General features: G+C 52.5%; 14 protein-coding genes, 1 tRNA gene, 3 rRNA genes and 1 other annotated feature. Of the genes, 4 read left to right on the top strand and 14 right to left on the bottom strand.

The annotated features are described in order from the left end of the window. Window positions 1–68 precede the first annotated feature (68 nt). The 7 genes from rrf to rluD form a co-directional block, all read right to left on the bottom strand. Window positions 69–184, bottom strand: a 5S ribosomal RNA gene (gene rrf / locus ACUY4S_RS05905). A 92-nt stretch (window positions 185–276) separates the two neighbouring features. Further along, window positions 277–3,182 (bottom strand): 23S ribosomal RNA (locus tag ACUY4S_RS05900). A gap of 191 nt (window positions 3,183–3,373) precedes the next feature. Next, window positions 3,374–3,449: transfer RNA gene (locus ACUY4S_RS05895), tRNA-Glu, on the bottom strand. A gap of 85 nt (window positions 3,450–3,534) precedes the next feature. Further along, window positions 3,535–5,074, bottom strand: a 16S ribosomal RNA gene (locus ACUY4S_RS05890). Together the 16S, 23S and 5S rRNA genes with 1 tRNA gene alongside form the textbook arrangement of a ribosomal RNA operon. Window positions 5,075–5,504: 430 nt before the next feature. Then, window positions 5,505–8,078 carry an ATP-dependent chaperone ClpB gene (clpB, locus tag ACUY4S_RS05885; protein ID WP_312692733.1) on the bottom strand — a complete coding sequence of 858 codons (2,574 nt, stop codon included), beginning with the start codon at window positions 8,076–8,078 and terminating at the stop codon, window positions 5,505–5,507. Window positions 8,079–8,207: 129 nt separating this feature from the next. After that, the gene (gene yfiH, locus ACUY4S_RS05880; RefSeq protein WP_458023234.1) at window positions 8,208–8,939 is read right to left on the bottom strand and encodes a purine nucleoside phosphorylase YfiH; all 732 of its coding nucleotides are present in this window, start codon (window positions 8,937–8,939) and stop codon (window positions 8,208–8,210) included. Beyond that, window positions 8,936–9,916: a 23S rRNA pseudouridine(1911/1915/1917) synthase RluD gene (gene rluD / locus ACUY4S_RS05875; protein ID WP_312692730.1), complete on the bottom strand. Its 981-nt coding sequence runs from the start codon at window positions 9,914–9,916 to the stop codon at window positions 8,936–8,938. The genes yfiH and rluD overlap by 4 nt, the downstream gene beginning before the upstream one ends. Window positions 9,917–10,047: 131 nt before the next feature. On the opposite strand from rluD, the gene bamD reads away from it, so the two are divergent. The 4 genes from bamD to pheA all read left to right on the top strand — a co-directional run bounded on the left by bamD (window position 10,048) and on the right by pheA (window position 12,807). Next, entirely contained in the window at window positions 10,048–10,785 is a 738-nt protein-coding gene (gene bamD, locus ACUY4S_RS05870) for an outer membrane protein assembly factor BamD (protein ID WP_312692728.1), read from the top strand. A 273-nt stretch (window positions 10,786–11,058) separates the two neighbouring features. Further along, the gene (raiA, locus tag ACUY4S_RS05865) at window positions 11,059–11,394 is read left to right on the top strand and encodes a ribosome-associated translation inhibitor RaiA (protein WP_061493621.1); all 336 of its coding nucleotides are present in this window, start codon (window positions 11,059–11,061) and stop codon (window positions 11,392–11,394) included. A gap of 102 nt (window positions 11,395–11,496) precedes the next feature. Next, window positions 11,497–11,623, top strand: a sequence feature (Phe leader region). Further along, window positions 11,498–11,569, top strand: a complete 72-nt coding sequence (gene pheL, locus ACUY4S_RS05860; protein WP_312692741.1) for a pheA operon leader peptide PheL — start codon at window positions 11,498–11,500, stop codon at window positions 11,567–11,569. It overlaps the preceding feature by 72 nt. 23 nt (window positions 11,624–11,646) lie before the next feature. After that, complete coding sequence (pheA, locus tag ACUY4S_RS05855; RefSeq protein WP_458023233.1) at window positions 11,647–12,807, top strand: bifunctional chorismate mutase/prephenate dehydratase; 1,161 nt, start codon at window positions 11,647–11,649, stop codon at window positions 12,805–12,807. Here pheA and ACUY4S_RS05850 read toward each other — a convergent pair. The 7 genes from ACUY4S_RS05850 to rplS all read right to left on the bottom strand — a co-directional run bounded on the left by ACUY4S_RS05850 (window position 12,804) and on the right by rplS (window position 19,284). Continuing rightward, window positions 12,804–13,676 (bottom strand): SMP-30/gluconolactonase/LRE family protein, encoded by an 873-nt coding sequence (locus ACUY4S_RS05850; protein WP_458023232.1) that lies wholly within the window; start codon window positions 13,674–13,676, stop codon window positions 12,804–12,806. The two genes, pheA and ACUY4S_RS05850, sit on opposite strands and share 4 nt — an antisense overlap. Before the next feature lie 68 nt (window positions 13,677–13,744). Next, window positions 13,745–14,866, bottom strand: a complete 1,122-nt coding sequence (gene tyrA, locus ACUY4S_RS05845) for a bifunctional chorismate mutase/prephenate dehydrogenase (protein ID WP_312692719.1) — start codon at window positions 14,864–14,866, stop codon at window positions 13,745–13,747. Window positions 14,867–14,875: 9 nt separating this feature from the next. Beyond that, on the bottom strand, window positions 14,876–15,946 hold the full coding sequence (gene aroF / locus ACUY4S_RS05840) for a 3-deoxy-7-phosphoheptulonate synthase AroF (RefSeq protein ID WP_458023231.1): 1,071 nt from the start codon (window positions 15,944–15,946) through the stop codon (window positions 14,876–14,878). Window positions 15,947–16,150: 204 nt separating this feature from the next. Beyond that, on the bottom strand, window positions 16,151–17,515 hold the full coding sequence (locus ACUY4S_RS05835) for a PepSY-associated TM helix domain-containing protein (RefSeq protein WP_458023230.1): 1,365 nt from the start codon (window positions 17,513–17,515) through the stop codon (window positions 16,151–16,153). Window positions 17,516–17,572: 57 nt separating this feature from the next. Beyond that, complete coding sequence (locus ACUY4S_RS05830; protein ID WP_458023229.1) at window positions 17,573–18,001, bottom strand: DUF2946 domain-containing protein; 429 nt, start codon at window positions 17,999–18,001, stop codon at window positions 17,573–17,575. Window positions 18,002–18,312: 311 nt separating this feature from the next. Continuing rightward, entirely contained in the window at window positions 18,313–18,750 is a 438-nt protein-coding gene (gene tnpA / locus ACUY4S_RS05825) for an IS200/IS605 family transposase (protein ID WP_458023236.1), read from the bottom strand. 186 nt (window positions 18,751–18,936) lie between these two features. Beyond that, window positions 18,937–19,284, bottom strand: a complete 348-nt coding sequence (gene rplS / locus ACUY4S_RS05820) for a 50S ribosomal protein L19 (RefSeq protein WP_002914145.1) — start codon at window positions 19,282–19,284, stop codon at window positions 18,937–18,939. Between the last annotated feature and the right edge of the window lie 18 nt (window positions 19,285–19,302).

Below are 19,302 nucleotides of genomic sequence, written 5' to 3'. Positions count from 1 at the left end.
AGAATATGACGCAGACGAGAAAAAGCAGAAGGCCCGGTCTTGCGACCGGGCCTTCTGCTTTGTCTGATGCCTGGCAGTTCCCTACTCTCGCATGGGGAGACCCCACACTACCATCGGCGCTACGGCGTTTCACTTCTGAGTTCGGCATGGGGTCAGGTGGGACCACCGCGCTAGTGCCGCCAGGCAAATTCTGTTATCAACACACCTTCCGGTCTGTCAATCTAATCTGTATCAGCTGAAAATCATCTCTCACCGCCAAAACATCTTCGGCGTTGTAAGGTTAAGCCTCACGGTTCATTAGTACCGGTTAGCTCAACGCATCGCTGCGCTTACACACCCGGCCTATCAACGTCGTCGTCTTCAACGTTCCTTCAGGAGACTTAAAGTCTCAGGGAGAACTCATCTCGGGGCAAGTTTCGTGCTTAGATGCTTTCAGCACTTATCTCTTCCGCATTTAGCTACCGGGCAGTGCCATTGGCATGACAACCCGAACACCAGTGATGCGTCCACTCCGGTCCTCTCGTACTAGGAGCAGCCCCCCTCAATTCTCCAGCGCCCACGGCAGATAGGGACCGAACTGTCTCACGACGTTCTAAACCCAGCTCGCGTACCACTTTAAATGGCGAACAGCCATACCCTTGGGACCTACTTCAGCCCCAGGATGTGATGAGCCGACATCGAGGTGCCAAACACCGCCGTCGATATGAACTCTTGGGCGGTATCAGCCTGTTATCCCCGGAGTACCTTTTATCCGTTGAGCGATGGCCCTTCCATTCAGAACCACCGGATCACTATGACCTGCTTTCGCACCTGCTCGAGCCGTCACTCTCGCAGTCAAGCCAGCTTATGCCATTGCACTAACCTCCTGATGTCCGACCAGGATTAGCTGACCTTCGTGCTCCTCCGTTACGCTTTAGGAGGAGACCGCCCCAGTCAAACTACCCACCAGACACTGTCCGCAACCCGGTTTACGGGTCCACGTTAGAACATCAAACATTAAAGGGTGGTATTTCAAGGTTGGCTCCACGCAGACTGGCGTCCACGCTTCAAAGCCTCCCACCTATCCTACACATCAAGGCTCAATGTTCAGTGTCAAGCTATAGTAAAGGTTCACGGGGTCTTTCCGTCTTGCCGCGGGTACACTGCATCTTCACAGCGAGTTCAATTTCACTGAGTCTCGGGTGGAGACAGCCTGGCCATCATTACGCCATTCGTGCAGGTCGGAACTTACCCGACAAGGAATTTCGCTACCTTAGGACCGTTATAGTTACGGCCGCCGTTTACCGGGGCTTCGATCAAGAGCTTCTCCTTACGGATAACCCCATCAATTAACCTTCCGGCACCGGGCAGGCGTCACACCGTATACGTCCACTTTCGTGTTTGCACAGTGCTGTGTTTTTAATAAACAGTTGCAGCCAGCTGGTATCTTCGACTGGTTTCAGCTCCGTGAGCAAGTCACTTCACCTACGCACCAGCGTGCCTTCTCCCGAAGTTACGGCACCATTTTGCCTAGTTCCTTCACCCGAGTTCTCTCAAGCGCCTTGGTATTCTCTACCTGACCACCTGTGTCGGTTTGGGGTACGATTTGATGTTACCTGATGCTTAGAGGCTTTTCCTGGAAGCAGGGCATTTGTTGCTTCAGCACCGTAGTGCCTCGTCATCACGCCTCAGTGTTAAAGTGAACCGGATTTACCTGGAACACACACCTACACGCTTAAACCGGGACAACCGTCGCCCGGCCAACATAGCCTTCTCCGTCCCCCCTTCGCAGTAACACCAAGTACAGGAATATTAACCTGTTTCCCATCGACTACGCCTTTCGGCCTCGCCTTAGGGGTCGACTCACCCTGCCCCGATTAACGTTGGACAGGAACCCTTGGTCTTCCGGCGAGCGGGCTTTTCACCCGCTTTATCGTTACTTATGTCAGCATTCGCACTTCTGATACCTCCAGCATGCCTCACAGCACACCTTCGCAGGCTTACAGAACGCTCCCCTACCCAACAACACATAGTGTCGCTGCCGCAGCTTCGGTGCATGGTTTAGCCCCGTTACATCTTCCGCGCAGGCCGACTCGACCAGTGAGCTATTACGCTTTCTTTAAATGATGGCTGCTTCTAAGCCAACATCCTGGCTGTCTGGGCCTTCCCACATCGTTTCCCACTTAACCATGACTTTGGGACCTTAGCTGGCGGTCTGGGTTGTTTCCCTCTTCACGACGGACGTTAGCACCCGCCGTGTGTCTCCCGTGATAACATTCTCCGGTATTCGTAGTTTGCATCGGGTTGGTAAGCCGGGATGGCCCCCTAGCCGAAACAGTGCTCTACCCCCGGAGATGAATTCACGAGGCGCTACCTAAATAGCTTTCGGGGAGAACCAGCTATCTCCCGGTTTGATTGGCCTTTCACCCCCAGCCACAAGTCATCCGCTAATTTTTCAACATTAGTCGGTTCGGTCCTCCAGTTAGTGTTACCCAACCTTCAACCTGCCCATGGCTAGATCACCGGGTTTCGGGTCTATACCCTGCAACTTAACGCCCAGTTAAGACTCGGTTTCCCTTCGGCTCCCCTATTCGGTTAACCTTGCTACAGAATATAAGTCGCTGACCCATTATACAAAAGGTACGCAGTCACCCCATAAAGAGGCTCCCACTGCTTGTACGTACACGGTTTCAGGTTCTTTTTCACTCCCCTCGCCGGGGTTCTTTTCGCCTTTCCCTCACGGTACTGGTTCACTATCGGTCAGTCAGGAGTATTTAGCCTTGGAGGATGGTCCCCCCATATTCAGACAGGATACCACGTGTCCCGCCCTACTCTTCGAGCTCACAGCCTGTGTGCTTTTGTGTACGGGGCTGTCACCCTGTATCGCGCGACTTTCCAGACGCTTCCACTAACACACATGCTGATTCAGACTCTGGGCTGCTCCCCGTTCGCTCGCCGCTACTGGGGGAATCTCGGTTGATTTCTTTTCCTCGGGGTACTTAGATGTTTCAGTTCCCCCGGTTCGCCTCATTAACCTATGGATTCAGTTAATGATAGTGTGACGAGTCACACTGGGTTTCCCCATTCGGACATCGCCGGTTATAACGGTTCATATCACCTTACCGGCGCTTTTCGCAGATTAGCACGTCCTTCATCGCCTCTGACTGCCAGGGCATCCACCGTGTACGCTTAGTCGCTTAACCTCACAACCCGAAGATGTTTCGTAAAACATCATCAGTTGCGAAAATTTGAGAGACTCACAGAACAGTTCGCACTGTTCAGTGTTTCAATTTTCAGCTTGATCCAGATTTTTAAAGAGCAAATATCTCAAACATGACTCGCAAGCCAGTTTTGAGATATATCGGCAGGTGACTTTCACTCACAGACCAGCAAGTGGCGTCCCCTAGGGGATTCGAACCCCTGTTACCGCCGTGAAAGGGCGGTGTCCTGGGCCTCTAGACGAAGGGGACACTGAAGTCTCAATCGCAAGACGCCTTGCTTCTTACTTTTCATCAGACAATCTGTGTGAGCACTACAAAGGCAGGTTCTTTAAGGTAAGGAGGTGATCCAACCGCAGGTTCCCCTACGGTTACCTTGTTACGACTTCACCCCAGTCATGAATCACAAAGTGGTAAGCGCCCTCCCGAAGGTTAAGCTACCTACTTCTTTTGCAACCCACTCCCATGGTGTGACGGGCGGTGTGTACAAGGCCCGGGAACGTATTCACCGTAGCATTCTGATCTACGATTACTAGCGATTCCGACTTCATGGAGTCGAGTTGCAGACTCCAATCCGGACTACGACGCACTTTATGAGGTCCGCTTGCTCTCGCGAGGTCGCTTCTCTTTGTATGCGCCATTGTAGCACGTGTGTAGCCCTGGTCGTAAGGGCCATGATGACTTGACGTCATCCCCACCTTCCTCCAGTTTATCACTGGCAGTCTCCTTTGAGTTCCCGGCCGGACCGCTGGCAACAAAGGATAAGGGTTGCGCTCGTTGCGGGACTTAACCCAACATTTCACAACACGAGCTGACGACAGCCATGCAGCACCTGTCTCACAGTTCCCGAAGGCACCACTCCATCTCTGAAGTGTTCTGTGGATGTCAAGACCAGGTAAGGTTCTTCGCGTTGCATCGAATTAAACCACATGCTCCACCGCTTGTGCGGGCCCCCGTCAATTCATTTGAGTTTTAACCTTGCGGCCGTACTCCCCAGGCGGTCGATTTAACGCGTTAGCTCCGGAAGCCACGCCTCAAGGGCACAACCTCCAAATCGACATCGTTTACGGCGTGGACTACCAGGGTATCTAATCCTGTTTGCTCCCCACGCTTTCGCACCTGAGCGTCAGTCTTCGTCCAGGAGGCCGCCTTCGCCACCGGTATTCCTCCAGATCTCTACGCATTTCACCGCTACACCTGGAATTCTACCTCCCTCTACGAGACTCTAGCCTGCCAGTTTCGAATGCAGTTCCCAGGTTGAGCCCGGGGATTTCACATCCGACTTGACAGACCGCCTGCGTGCGCTTTACGCCCAGTAATTCCGATTAACGCTTGCACCCTCCGTATTACCGCGGCTGCTGGCACGGAGTTAGCCGGTGCTTCTTCTGCGGGTAACGTCAATGAATAAGGTTATTAACCTTACTCCCTTCCTCCCCGCTGAAAGTACTTTACAACCCGAAGGCCTTCTTCATACACGCGGCATGGCTGCATCAGGCTTGCGCCCATTGTGCAATATTCCCCACTGCTGCCTCCCGTAGGAGTCTGGACCGTGTCTCAGTTCCAGTGTGGCTGGTCATCCTCTCAGACCAGCTAGGGATCGTCGCCTAGGTGAGCCGTTACCCCACCTACTAGCTAATCCCATCTGGGCACATCTGATGGCAAGAGGCCCGAAGGTCCCCCTCTTTGGTCTTGCGACGTTATGCGGTATTAGCTACCGTTTCCAGTAGTTATCCCCCTCCATCAGGCAGTTTCCCAGACATTACTCACCCGTCCGCCACTCGTCACCCGAGAGCAAGCTCTCTGTGCTACCGTTCGACTTGCATGTGTTAGGCCTGCCGCCAGCGTTCAATCTGAGCCATGATCAAACTCTTCAATTTAAAAGTTTGATGCTCATCGAATTAAACTTCGTAATGAATTACGTGTTCACTCGTGAGACTTGGTATTCATTTAGCGTCCGGAGACGTTAAGAATCCATGTCACTTTGAGTGCCCACACAGATTGTCTGATAAATTGTTAAAGAGCAGTGCCGCTGTGTTTTCGCTGCGGCGCGGGGTGTGCATATTACGCTTTCCCGCTGTGAAGTCAACTGAATATTTTCAGATTTCTTCACCTGACAGGCCGGTGTGTTTGCCGTTGTGCCGTGTCAGTGGAGGCGCATTATAGGGAGTTAATTCCGGCTGACAACCCTTAATTTGAAAAAAGTTACCGTTCGTTCACTTTCCAGGCAAAACACCGTCAAAAAGCAAATTCCTGCCTAGTTTTTAAACAAAACGAGCCCCGGAGGGCCCGTTTTCTTCTCTTTGTGACTTACTGCACCGCAACTATTCGCTCATCTTTCACCACCAGCTGGACCGTTTTGCCCGGTACCAGCTCGCCGGAAAGGATTTGCTGCGCCAGCGGGTTTTCAATTTGCTGTTGGATAGCACGTTTGAGTGGCCGAGCACCATACACGGGATCGTAACCGTTCTCACTAAGCAGCTTTAATGCCTCGTCGGAGATAGTCACCGAGTAGCCACGCTCTTCCAGACGTTTGTACAAACGCTGCAGTTGGATCTGTGCAATAGAAGCAATGTGTTTTTCAGCCAGAGGGTGGAAAACCACAACTTCATCAATACGGTTAACGAATTCCGGACGGAAGTTCTGGCTGACTACCCCCAGCACCAACTCTTTCATATGGCTGTAATCCAGATCGCCAAAACGTTCCTGAATCAGATCCGAGCCCAGGTTGGAAGTCATAATGACCACCGTATTACGGAAGTCGACCGTCCTGCCCTGCCCATCCGTCAGACGACCATCATCCAGCACCTGCAACAGAATGTTAAACACATCCGGATGCGCTTTTTCCACTTCATCTAACAGGATGACGGAATAAGGACGGCGACGAACCGCTTCAGTCAGATAACCGCCTTCTTCATAGCCGACATATCCCGGAGGCGCCCCCACCAGCCGCGAAACAGAATGTTTTTCCATAAACTCGGACATGTCGATACGTACCATTGCATCGTCGCTATCAAACATAAAGTTCGCCAGCGATTTACACAGCTCCGTCTTCCCGACCCCGGTTGGCCCTAGAAACAGGAAAGAACCGATTGGGCGATTCGGATCTGACAATCCGGCGCGGCTACGGCGGATCGCATTGGAAACCGCATCGACTGCTTCATCCTGACCAATGACGCGATGATGCAAATCATGCTCCATACGCAGCAATTTTTCGCGCTCGCCTTCCATCATTCGCGCTACCGGGATACCGGTCCAGCGCGCCAGCACATCGGCAATCTCCACGTCCGTAACGCGGTTACGCAGCAACCGCATGGTTTTGCCTTCTGACTGTGTGGCGGCGGCAAGTTGTTTTTCCAGCTCAGGGATCTTCCCGTATTGCAACTCAGACATCCGCCCCAGATCGCCATTACGCCGCGCCTGTTCCATAGCGATTTTCGCCTGTTCCAGTTCCGATTTAATGGTCTGGGTGCCGGAGAGAGAGGCTTTCTCCGCTTTCCACTCTTCTTCTAAAGTCGAATACTGGCGCTCTTTATCTTCCAGTTCTTCATTCAACATTTCGAGCCGTTTGATACTGGCTTCATCTGACTCTTTCATCAGCGCCCGCTGTTCCAGCTTGAGCTGAATGATGCGGCGGTCGAGACGATCAAGCTCTTCCGGTTTCGAGTCAATTTGCATCCGGATGCTGGACGCGGCTTCATCAATCAGGTCGATGGCTTTATCTGGTAGTTGACGATCGGCAATATACCGGTGCGAGAGCGTTGCTGCCGCCACGATTGCCGGGTCAGTGATCTGCACATGATGGTGCAATTCATAGCGCTCTTTCAGGCCACGCAAAATAGCAATGGTGTCTTCTACCGTTGGTTCAGCAACCAGCACTTTCTGGAAACGCCGTTCAAGCGCAGCATCTTTTTCAATATATTGACGGTACTCATCCAGCGTCGTCGCTCCCACGCAATGCAGTTCGCCACGCGCCAGCGCAGGTTTCAGCATATTGCCGGCATCCATCGCGCCATCGGCTTTACCAGCCCCTACCATGGTATGCAATTCGTCGATAAACAGGATGACATTGCCCTCCTGTTTCGCCAGATCATTCAGCACACCTTTTAAGCGCTCTTCAAACTCGCCGCGGTACTTAGCCCCGGCCACCAGCGCCCCCATGTCCAGTGACAGGACACGACGCCCCTTCAGCCCTTCCGGTACTTCACCGTTCACAATACGTTGCGCCAGTCCTTCAACAATGGCGGTTTTACCTACACCCGGCTCACCAATTAATACCGGGTTATTTTTGGTTCGGCGCTGCAAAACCTGAATAGTACGGCGGATCTCATCATCACGGCCGATGACCGGATCGAGCTTGCCCTGTTCGGCGCGCTCGGTCAGATCAACGGTGAATTTTTTCAAGGCCTGACGTTGGTCTTCGGCCCCTTGATCGTTCACGTTTTCTCCCCCACGCATATGATCGATAGCCTGGGTCACGTTGGCGGTTGTCGCGCCAGCCGATTTCAACAAATCGGTCAGCGTGCCGCGTGATTCCAGCGCTGCCAGAACAAAGAGTTCTGACGAAATAAAATTGTCGCCCCGCTTTTGTGCCAGCTTGTCGCAAAGATTAAGCACCCGCACCAGGTCCTGAGAAGGCTGCACATCACCGCCCGTACCTTCCACTTGCGGTAAACGGCTCAACGCCTGTTCAATGGCTGTGCGTAGCTGACCAGCGTTAACGCCGGCGGAGGTTAATAAAGGTTGAATCGAGCCCCCTTCCTGATTCAGCAAGGCGCTCATTAAATGAAGAGGTTCGATAAACTGGTTGTCTTGCCCCAGTGCGAGTGACTGGGCATCGGCAAGAGCAAGCTGGAATTTATTAGTAAGACGATCCAGACGCATAACTCCTCCCATAACAGGTCAAAATTGCTACTGGAGATTAAATGAGGTCATCCCTCAATTATTCAAGGTGAATGACCTGAATTATGCGAAAGAAAACCTACGCGTGCTGGATCGTCTTGATTCTTTAGGTTATATCAGCCAAATGAAACTTGCCATACGCCCGGTGATCTTGTCCCGCCGATATGAGAAAAAATCATCTGCCTGCGTATAGGTGCAGCGATCGCCGCCGTACACCTGCCCGACCCCAACCTTCGCCAGGCGCTGTCGTGCAAGTTGGTAAATATTGGCAAAATACTTCTCGCCAACCGGGCGAAATGCCGAATCGGCCTGGGGATCATGAGCCATAAAGGCTTCCCGCACTTCCGGGCCAACCTCAAAGGCCTGGGGCCCAATAGCTGGCCCCAACCACGCCATAAGGTTTTCAGGCTTATCGGCAAAACAAGCAACCGTCTCTTCAAGGACCCCTGCACATAAGCCACGCCACCCCGCATGCGCTGCGGCGACTTCGGTGCCCTGGCGATTACAGAACAGCACCGGCAGGCAGTCAGCAGTCATGACCGCACAAACAGTACCCGGCGTAATACTGTATGAAGCATCAGCCCGTTTCGTCGCATACGGTTCAACGCTGAGTTTCAGCACATCGGTACCGTGCACCTGCTCCAGCCATACGGGCTTCGTTGGCAAACCACCCGCAGCAAACAGGCGCCTGCGGTTTTCTTCTACATGCGCCAGCTCATCGCCACAATGCGCCCCCAGGTTGAGGGAGTCGTAAGGCGATAAGCTAATGCCGCCTGTCCGTGTCGAACTACAGGACGCCACTCCTTGCGGCTGCGGCCACTGCGGGAAGATCAGTTTGGTCATAACCAGGCTATATCGTCTTTATGCAATTCGTAATCAGCACGCATTGCAGCAATCAGATCGACCATATCCTGTGGGATGGGCGCATGCCATTCCATCTCAATGCCGCTGATCGGGTGGTAGAGACGCAACATGGTGGCGTGCAGGGCCTGACGATCAAACTTGCGTAGTGCATCAATAAACTCTTCCGATGCGCCTTTTGGCGGGCGCGGGCGGCCACCGTACAACTGATCGCCAACCAACGGATGCGTAATATGTGACATATGCACACGGATCTGGTGAGTACGCCCAGTTTCGAGGCGTAAACGCAGGCGAGTATGCACGCGGAAGTGTTCCATAATGCGGTAATGCGTAACCGCCGGTTTACCCATCGGATGGACAGACATGTGAGTACGTTTGGTCGGATGACGACTGATCGGCTCTTCAACCGTGCCGCCCGCAGTCATATGACCGATAGCCACGGCTTCATATTCGCGTGTGATTTCACGCAGCTGCAAGGACTCCACCAGACGCGTCTGCGCCGGAACCGTTTTTGCGACCACCATCAGGCCGGTGGTGTCTTTATCCAGACGGTGCACAATGCCAGCACGCGGAACATCCACGATAGGCGGATAATAATGAAGAAGCGCGTTCAGCACCGTACCGTCAGGATTTCCCGCGCCCGGATGCACAACCAGGTCGCGCGGCTTATTGATAACGATAATGTCGTCATCTTCATAAACAATATTCAGCGGGATATCTTGCGGTTCAAAACGGGCTTCTTCTTCGATTTCAGCATCGATAGTGATGCTTTCTCCACCCAACACTTTCTCTTTCGGTTTATCGCTGACGCTGCCATTTAGCAGCACTCGCCGATCGAGGATCCATTCTTTTATGCGCGAACGTGAATAATCAGGGAACAATTCGGCCAAAGCCTGATCTAAGCGTTGACCGAGTTGATTCTCGGATACCGTTGCGGTGAGTTGTACTCGTTGTGCCATATACAGCTTCTTCGTTAACGTTGGGTTTTACGGCTTCGCCGTTTAATATAGTGTGCTATTGTAGCTGGTCTTAGTCGGGAGCAGGAACAAAGAATCTCCCGCAATAACATTCTGAGGAAAGTCTAAACGTCATGACGCGCATGAAATATCTGGTGGCAGCCGCCACGTTGAGTCTGGCTTTGGCGGGTTGCTCCGGTTCAAAGGAAGTGGTGCCTGATAATCCACCAAATGAAATCTACGCGACTGCCCAGCAAAAACTGCAAGACGGTAACTGGAAGGCGGCAATAACGCAACTGGAAGCACTGGATAATCGTTATCCGTTTGGTCCTTATTCTCAGCAAGTGCAACTGGATCTGATTTACGCTTATTACAAAAACGCTGATCTTCCGCTGGCTCAGGCGGCGATTGACCGTTTCATTCGCCTGAATCCGACACATCCGAATATCGATTACGTCATGTATATGCGCGGCCTGACCAACATGGCGTTGGATGACAGTGCATTGCAGGGCTTCTTCGGTGTAGATCGTAGCGATCGCGACCCGCAACATGCGCGCGATGCATTCAACGACTTCTCCAAACTGGTACGCGGCTACCCGCACAGCCAGTACGTGTCGGATGCGACCAAACGTCTGGTGTTCCTCAAAGATCGCCTGGCGAAATATGAGTACTCCGTGGCGGAGTATTACACGGCGCGTGGAGCCTGGGTGGCGGTCGTCAACCGCGTAGAAGGCATGCTGCGTGATTTCCCGGATACAAAAGCAACCCACGATGCGCTGCCATTAATGGAAAACGCATACCGTGAAATGCAGATGAACGCGCAAGCCGACAAAGTTGCCAAAATCATCGCTGCAAACGGTGGCAACAGTTAATCTTCGGCACCCGAAATGCAAAACGGCAGCCTTCGGGCTGCCGTTTTTTTATTCGGATTCACGGATGGCTGAAGCGGTTTAGCCTCAAGCCATCCTATCAACTATGACGACTATTTCAGACTTCGACAAGGTATATTTGCTCTCTTCCTGTCCTGCCTCACAAAACCTTTCCTTTGACAAAAAGTGACAAAATAATGTGATTCAAATCACACAATTTGACATTCACCGCGGTATGCTGAAATCACCAAGACGGAAAGACGAGAGGTAAAATTTATGACAATGAACATTACCAGTAAACAAATGGAAATTACGCCGGCAATTCGCCAGCATGTCGCAGACCGTCTCGCCAAACTTGATAAATGGCAAACTCACCTTATTAACCCTCATATCATTCTGTCTAAAGAGCCCCAGGGCTTTATCGCCGATGCGACAATTAACACGCCTAACGGGCATCTGGTCGCCAGCGCGAAACACGAAGATATGTATACCGCCATTAACGATTTGATTAACAAGCTGGAACGGCAGCTCAATAAAGTGCAGCACAAAGGCGAAGCTCGTCGCGCCGCAACCTCGGTGAAAGACCCAAGCTTCGTGGAAGAAGAAGAGTAATCTCTACATTGAGTCCATGTCCAACGCGCCTACGGGCGCGTTTTTTATTGACAGAAAGAAAACAGTGCAGGTACTGTACTTTGGTCGCCCACAGGAAAATTGCATGAAACGTGTTCCGTTTTTCTTCGCATTCTTTTTTACCTTCCCCAACCCCGGGAGGCGATTCGTTTTGTGATAAAGAATGCGAAGACGAACAATAAGGCCTCCCACACCGGGAGGCCTTTTTTATTGATAACAATTAAAGGCAACAACATGACGGCTGAAAACCCCTTACTGGATTTACGCGTAAAAATCAGCGCGCTGGATGAACAGTTACTGACGCTTCTGTCAAAGCGACGGCTACTCTCTGTGGAAGTCGGTAAAGCCAAACTTAAGTCTCACCGCCCGGTGCGCGATATCGATCGTGAACGCGATTTGTTAGAGCGGTTGATTCAGCTCGGTAAAGCACAGCATCTCGACGCGCACTACATCACCCGGCTCTTCCAGCTGATCATTGAAGATTCAGTCCTGACACAACAAGCCCTGCTGCAGCAGCATCTCAATAAAATCAATCCTCACTCCGCACGCATCGCCTTTCTCGGCCCCAAAGGCTCTTACTCGCATCTGGCGGCTCGTCAGTATGCTGCACGGCATTTTGAAGAGTTTATTGAGAGCGGCTGCCTGAAGTTCAGCGATATTTTTAATCAGGTCGAAACCGGCCAGGCGGATTACGCCGTCGTACCGCTGGAAAACACCAGCTCCGGGGCTATTAATGACGTTTACGATTTGCTGCAGCACACCAGCCTGTCGATTGTCGGAGAACTGACGGTGCCAATCGACCATTGCGTGCTGGTTTCGGGTTCGACCGATCTGGAGAAAATCAAAACGGTGTATAGCCATCCGCAGCCCTTCCAGCAGTGCAGCCAGTTCCTGAATCGCTACCCACACTGGAAAATTGAATATTGCGAAAGCACCTCCGCAGCGATGGAAAAAGTCGCTCAGGCTAACTCCCCTGATGTCGCGGCGCTGGGTAATGAAGCCGGGGGGGCGCTGTATGGATTGCAGGTGCTGGAGCGTAATCTGGCCAACCAGACGCAGAATATCACCCGTTTTGTCGTACTGGCCCGCAAAGCGATTGATGTGTCTGAGCAAGTGCCGGCAAAAACCACGCTGCTGATGGCAACCGGCCAGCAGGCTGGCGCACTCGTTGAGGCCTTACTGGTGCTACGTAAGCACAATGTGATCATGACGAAACTGGAGTCCCGCCCGATTAACGGTAACCCGTGGGAAGAGATGTTTTATCTGGATGTGCAGGCCAATCTTCAATCTGAAGAGATGCAAAAAGCCCTGCGCGAGTTGACCGATATCACACGCTACCTGAAAGTTCTCGGCTGTTACCCGAGCGAGAACGTTGTCCCGGTCGGGCCAGCTTAACGCTCTCTGAACAGCGATTTCTTCATTCCTGCCACCGCAACAGGCAGGGTGAAGATCGCGCCGGAAAGCGGATATTGCGCCACTTCTTCGGTATCCATATTTTCCCGGGTGGTAGTAATAAACAACGTTTTCATATCGTCACCGCCAAAGCAGACCATTGTCGGGCAGCGTACCGGCAACACATACTCTTCCAGTTGTTTTCCCTGCGGGGAAAAACGGGCGATACGCCAGCCATCAAACATTGCAGTCCAGTAACAGCCCTCAACATCAAAAGCAGCCCCGTCCGGAATGCCTTCACCTGCCTTAAATTGACGGAAGAGTTCACGCTTGCCCGGTTCCCCCTGCTCGTCCAGCGGCGTGCGGTAAATAATGCCGTTCGGGGTATCAGAGGTGAACATCCATTGTTTATCCGGGCTAAACGCAAGCCCATTCGCGCCATGAATATCGCACTGCACCACTTTTGGCGTTAAATCATTATCAATGCGCAGCAACAATGCGCCGTTGTAATCGCCTGGCCCCCAGAATGTCCCGGCATAAAAACGCCCCTGATGATCGGTGCCGCCATCATTAAAGCGCGCCAGTTGGGGATTTGATGGGTTGTCGCACACTTTTTGCCGCAGCAGGCCGCGCTTGTCCGTCAGCCAAATGGCATAGCGCAGCGCGACAATAAAGCCGCCTTTCTCTCGCAAGGCAAAGCACCCGACCTCTTCCGGAAATGAGAGGATGGAATGTTCCCCTGTTGGCAGATGATAGCGATGGATCTCACCTTCTAGAATATCAGCCCAGTAAAGCGCGTTTTCCGTTGCGCTCCAGGTAGGACATTCCGGTAAGTGGCCAGTGTAGTCAAACAATGTTTGCAGCTTTGCCATTGCGCATCCTTTATAAAGAAAAAAGCCAGCGGTACCCCACTGGCTTTTCAGTATAAACGGCTTTCAGATTACTGGCGGCTGTCGTTCGCCTGGCGTAGCAGAATACGACTTTCGCTCTGGAAGCGCTGGGCATAATCGCCAAACCAGTGCTCCACTTTGCGGAAGCTGTCGATAAATGCCTGTTTATCGCCCTGCTCCAGCAGGCCAATCGCCTCGCCAAAGCGTTGATAGTAGCGTTTAATCAGCGCCAGGTTACTGGACGAAGACATGATAATGTCGGCGTAAAGCTGTGGATCCTGCGCGAAAAGACGCCCAACCATGGCCAGTTCGAGACGGTAGATCGGCGATGAGAGCGCCAGCAACTGCTCAAGCTGAACATTTTCCTCCGCCAGATGCAGCCCATAGGCAAACGTGGCGAAATGCCGCAGCGCTTGAATAAAGGCCATATTCTGATCGTGCTCTACAGCGCTGATACGGTGCAAACGTGCGCCCCATACCTGAATTTGCTCCAGAAACCACTGGTACGCTTCCGGTTGACGCCCGTCGCACCAGACCACGACTTGTTTGGCAAGACTGCCGCTGTCCGGGCCGAACATGGGGTGCAGCCCCAGCACAGGCCCTTGATGCGCTGCAAGCATGGCCTGTAACGGGCCACTTTTTACCGACGCAAGATCAACCAGGATACAGTCGCCCGGCAGCGTTGGCAGTTTGGCGATCACGTGTTCTGTAATGTGGATCGGTACACTGACTATTACCATACCTGCATCGGCAACCAGCGCCTCTGCTTGCGCCCAATCTTCTTTTTCAAGAATGCGCACCTGATAGCCGGAAAGCGTGAGCATTTTGGCGAATAACTGCCCCATTTGCCCCCCGCCGCCGACGATCACTACCGGGCGTAGCTCAGGACAAAGCGTTTTGAACCCTTTGTCGTTTTCGCTTGAATAGGATTCCCGCATGACGCGGCGCAACACATCTTCAATCAAATCGGGCGGCACACCGAGTAACTCCGCCTCTTTACGCCGCGAAGCCAACATCGTCGCTTCGCGCTCCGGGACATAAATCGGCAAGCCATACTTACTTTTGACTTCACCGACTTCTGCCACCAGCTCCAGGCGGCGCGCCAGTAACCCCAGCAGCGCCTTATCCACTTCATCAATTTGATCGCGCAGTGCGGTCAGTTCAGCAACCATAACACCCTCTTAAGCAAAACGCGTCGCCAGACTGTTGCGCAGATCTTTATCGATCTCACGCAGCAGCGCTTCTGTTGTTTCCCAACTGATGCACGCATCAGTGACAGAAACGCCGTACTTCATTGCGCTGCGCGGTTGTTCAGAAGATTGATTGCCTTCATGGATGTTGCTTTCAATCATCAGACCGGTAATCGAGCGGTTGCCATCTTTGATCTGTGCCACGACAGATTCGGCAACGGCAGGCTGGCGACGGTAATCTTTATTGGAATTACCATGACTGCAATCTACCATCAGCGACGGTGTCAGTCCCGCCTGAGACATCTCTTTTTCACACTGCGCGACATCCGCCGGGCTGTAATTTGGCGCTTTGCCGCCACGCAGGATCACATGCCCGTCCGGGTTACCCTGGGTTTGCAGCAGGCAAACCTGACCTGCCTGGTTAATGCCAACAAAGCGGTGCGGCATGGCGGCAGCGCGCATCGCGTTGATGGCGGTCGCCAGGCTGCCGTCGGTGCCATTTTTAAAGCCAACCGGCATAGACAAGCCAGACGCCATTTCGCGGTGAGTCTGGGATTCAGTAGTCCGCGCGCCAATGGCTGACCAGCTGAACAGGTCGCCGAGGAACTGCGGGCTGTTGGGATCCAAGGCTTCGGTCGCCAGCGGCAACCCCATGCTGACAAGCTCTACCAGCAGCCGGCGAGCAATCTTCAGGCCGGCTTCTACATCAAACGAGCCATCCATGTGCGGATCGTTAATCAGCCCCTTCCAGCCAACCGTGGTACGGGGTTTTTCAAAATAGACGCGCATCACCAGGTAGAGGCTATCGCTGACCTCTGCGGCTAGCGCTTTAAATCGACGGGCATATTCAATTGCTGCTTCAGGATCGTGGATGGAGCAAGGCCCGCAGACCACCAGCAAACGCGGGTCGCGCCCGGCAATGATGTTGGAAATAGTCTGACGAGATAGCGCAATTTGCGCTTCTTGTTCAGCCGTCAGTGGAAATGCAGCTTTTAATTGATCCGGCGTGATGAGGACTTGTTCGTCGGTGATATGTACGTTGTTCAGCGCGTCTTTTTGCATGATGGCGATCCTGTGTAACTCGTTTGCGATAGGTGCTCCCTGGCCGGGAATGACGTAACCATACCACAACAGGTAAAGATTTCAATCCACTTTTCGTACATATTACTTTACATTGCCGGCTTTAAGCGCATTTATGTTGATACTATCCGTAAAGATAAAATTACACCTTTAATAGCTGGCGCGGAGTTTCGCGCCAACCGGGGATTACGTCGGCGTCCATTGCATACGCCGGCTGTGAAGTTTCCAGCGTGCGGTATCAATCAGTATAAACAGCAGAAGACTGGTTCCCATCACAGGCATCGCTAACCCTAACAGCAGCGCGACAGCAAAGGTTAACGCGCGACCTGGCGTGCTTAAACTCAACCAGCAGTGCAGCAAGGTTGCCGCCGGGTTTACAGCTGCGCTTGCCGGGCGGCGGATCCACCACAGGCGGTAACCCACAATGATCATGACGCACAATGCACAGCCGAACGCGATCAATAACAGCTGATTCGGCAAGCCAAACAGCACCCCCATATGCAAATCGACGCCCCAGCGTGTCAGTTTTGCCATCAACGGAAAATCAGCAAAATGCGTGTGATCGACAACCCGCATGGTATTGCCGTCAATCGCAACAGCATCGACCTGGGTAGGCCAACTGCGATCGATTTCACTGACAGTCCATGCCTGGTCAACGTGACGTGGCGGGCGGATCTCCAGTTTACTGGCGGAAAGCCCGGCCTGCTGCGCACTTTTTAATACTTCATCAAACTGCCTGTCTTGTGGCGCCGTCTCCGGCATCGCCATCATTTCATGGTGCATATGATGTTCAGCATGGGGGTCAGGGTTCGTTGCTGCACCGCTAAGCTGCGTATTGACTTGTGGCGTCATCCAGCCAAAAGCGGCGCGCAGCCGGTCAACGTTGCCACCAGCCCATTGCGACCAGGTGAGCCCGGTCGAGGAAAAGAGCAACATCCCCGCCAGCAGGCACCAGCCGAGCGCGACATGCCAGCGTCGATGACGCTGTACCCGATTTTTAATACGCCGTTTGGGACGGGTGAAAAACCACAGCGCAATGCCGCCGATCGCGGCTACCCACATCCAGGATGCGGCCAGTTCGCTGTAAAGACGGCCGGTGTCACCCAGTAATAACGAGCGATGAAGATAGTCAATCCACTGACGTAACGGCAGGATGCCGCTGGTGCCATACACAGCCATATCCCCTTTGATCTGTAACGTGACCGGATCGATAAAAATAGCGCGGTTTTCCGACACGCCCAGTTGCGGGTCGGCAAACATCACCCGTGTCGTCTCATTGCCCGCCAGACCAGGCCGCACCGCATGCAGACGTAATTGTCCTCCAGTGATCTGCCGGGCAACCGCGATCTGCGCCGCCAGCGGCTGTCGTTCGCCTGATTGAACACCGTAAAGCGCCTGTTGATAGAGCGCATTTTCAAGTTGCGGCGTCGCTACATATAAGGTCCCCGTCAGGGCGGCGATAAAGATAAACGGTCCGACGAACAGACCAATATAAAAATGCAGGCGTCGTAGCCCGTTAAGCCACGCTGCGCGCGGGGTAGAGGTCATCATACTTTTCCTCAGAAATAGTAAAAGGTAGCCGTTACGCCAGGGCGTACGAACAGGTTTTTATGCGTGGGAAAAGCAGAAAGACGGCGGCGCGCGGGTATCCGGATAAAGCCAGGGAAAAAAGTGCCAGAGTTTTGCTGTCTGCCGTACAGGGGCAATGCGCTGGCGCAATACACGCCCGATCAGCAACAAAGCAATAAAGAAGATGAATCCAGGAACATGCGCCAGCAGGACGCAGTAGCCACAGGCTTCAGCATGATCCAGCGGGAGGGTCTGCACCGGCATGTCATGATTTGCCATTTGTCGGTGGTTCATCTCATGGTACTCAGGCATTGTCATCTGATGGTGCATGCCCGGCATGGCACTCATCGGATCGTGTTGCAGCGAGACGGAAATCAGCGGGGCAATGAGGATCAACAGGATCGCAAACAGCGCCAGCCAGGTGGCCTGCTGTTTAACTGCATATTGATGAAAAACGTTCTTCACCACTTCTCCTCCGGGTAGAAGCGGCATTGTAAATTAATCATCACCAGAAGGTTAATTTATTTATGCACACGAAAAGAAAAGCAGTTAGCGCCCCCGGAGAAGACGACAAAAAGTAGTTAAGACGCTTTTCCATTCACGCATCGTTCCTGGGGCTGGGTGGTTGCATGGCAACGCATTGCGCTTGTCTTTGTGCATTGAATTGCAGGGTTATGCAACTTCTGCCGCCATCGCCCGTAAAAAACCACCTGCATAGCAGGTGGCATTGATTTCGCCCCATAGGGGCGCACTAAGTCCAGACTCAGAGAGCCTTCCCATCACACTTCTTTCAGTGGAAGCTGGCTCTCTTCAACTTCATGTTTTTCCTGATACTTCACGTACTTTCTTATCATTTCTTCGTTTATACCTACGGTATCGACACAATAACCTCTTGCCCAAAAACGATTCCCCCACAGCTTGTTCTTACGCAAGTAGGGAAATTTACTGAACAATAGAAGGGCTGTTTTACCCTTTAAGTGGCCTATTACATGCGAAATCGAAAGCCGTGGAGGCACTTTTACCAGCAAATGGACATGGTCTATCTGGACATTCAGCTCCACTATTTCTATCCCGAGCTGCTCACTTGAGATCCTTATCTGCTTATAGACCTCTTTACCAACATTGTTCCTGAGGATGCGAAATCGGTACTTGGGTGTCCATACGATATGATATTGACAACACCAGAGCACATGAGATGCTTTCTGGAATCTACTCATGGTTAAATCCTTATCAGTTATGGGGATAACAGATTCGGATTTTCCCATGAGTAGCATTACTGGCAGAGCCAACTTATTGCTGACCACCTCCATAGGAGGTGGTGTTCATGCAGGGATAAAAAAGGGGCTGGCATTACGCCAACCCCTTGTTTTACACTAACTTTTAGGATGTCGCGAAAGCGATCCTTAGTTAAGACGCTCTTTAATACGAGCAGACTTACCAGTACGCTCACGCAGGTAGTACAGTTTAGCTTTACGAACAGCACCACGACGTTTAACAGCAATGCTGTCAACTACCGGAGAGTGAGTCTGGAAGACACGCTCAACGCCTTCGCCGTTGGAAATTTTACGAACAGTGAATGCAGAGTGCAGACCGCGGTTACGAATAGCGATAACCACGCCCTCGAATGCCTGCAGACGTTTTTTGGAACCTTCAACAACCCATACTTTCACTTCCACGGTATCGCCCGGACGGAAGGAAGGTACGTCCTGCTTCATCTGCTCTTGTTCAAGTTGCTTAATAATGTTGCTCATAATTTAATCTCTTATCCT

The sequence above is a fragment of the Kosakonia beeri genome, from assembly GCF_054165705.1.
Note: the sequence above shows the minus strand (reverse complement) of the source record. Positions and strands in the feature narration are given on the sequence as shown.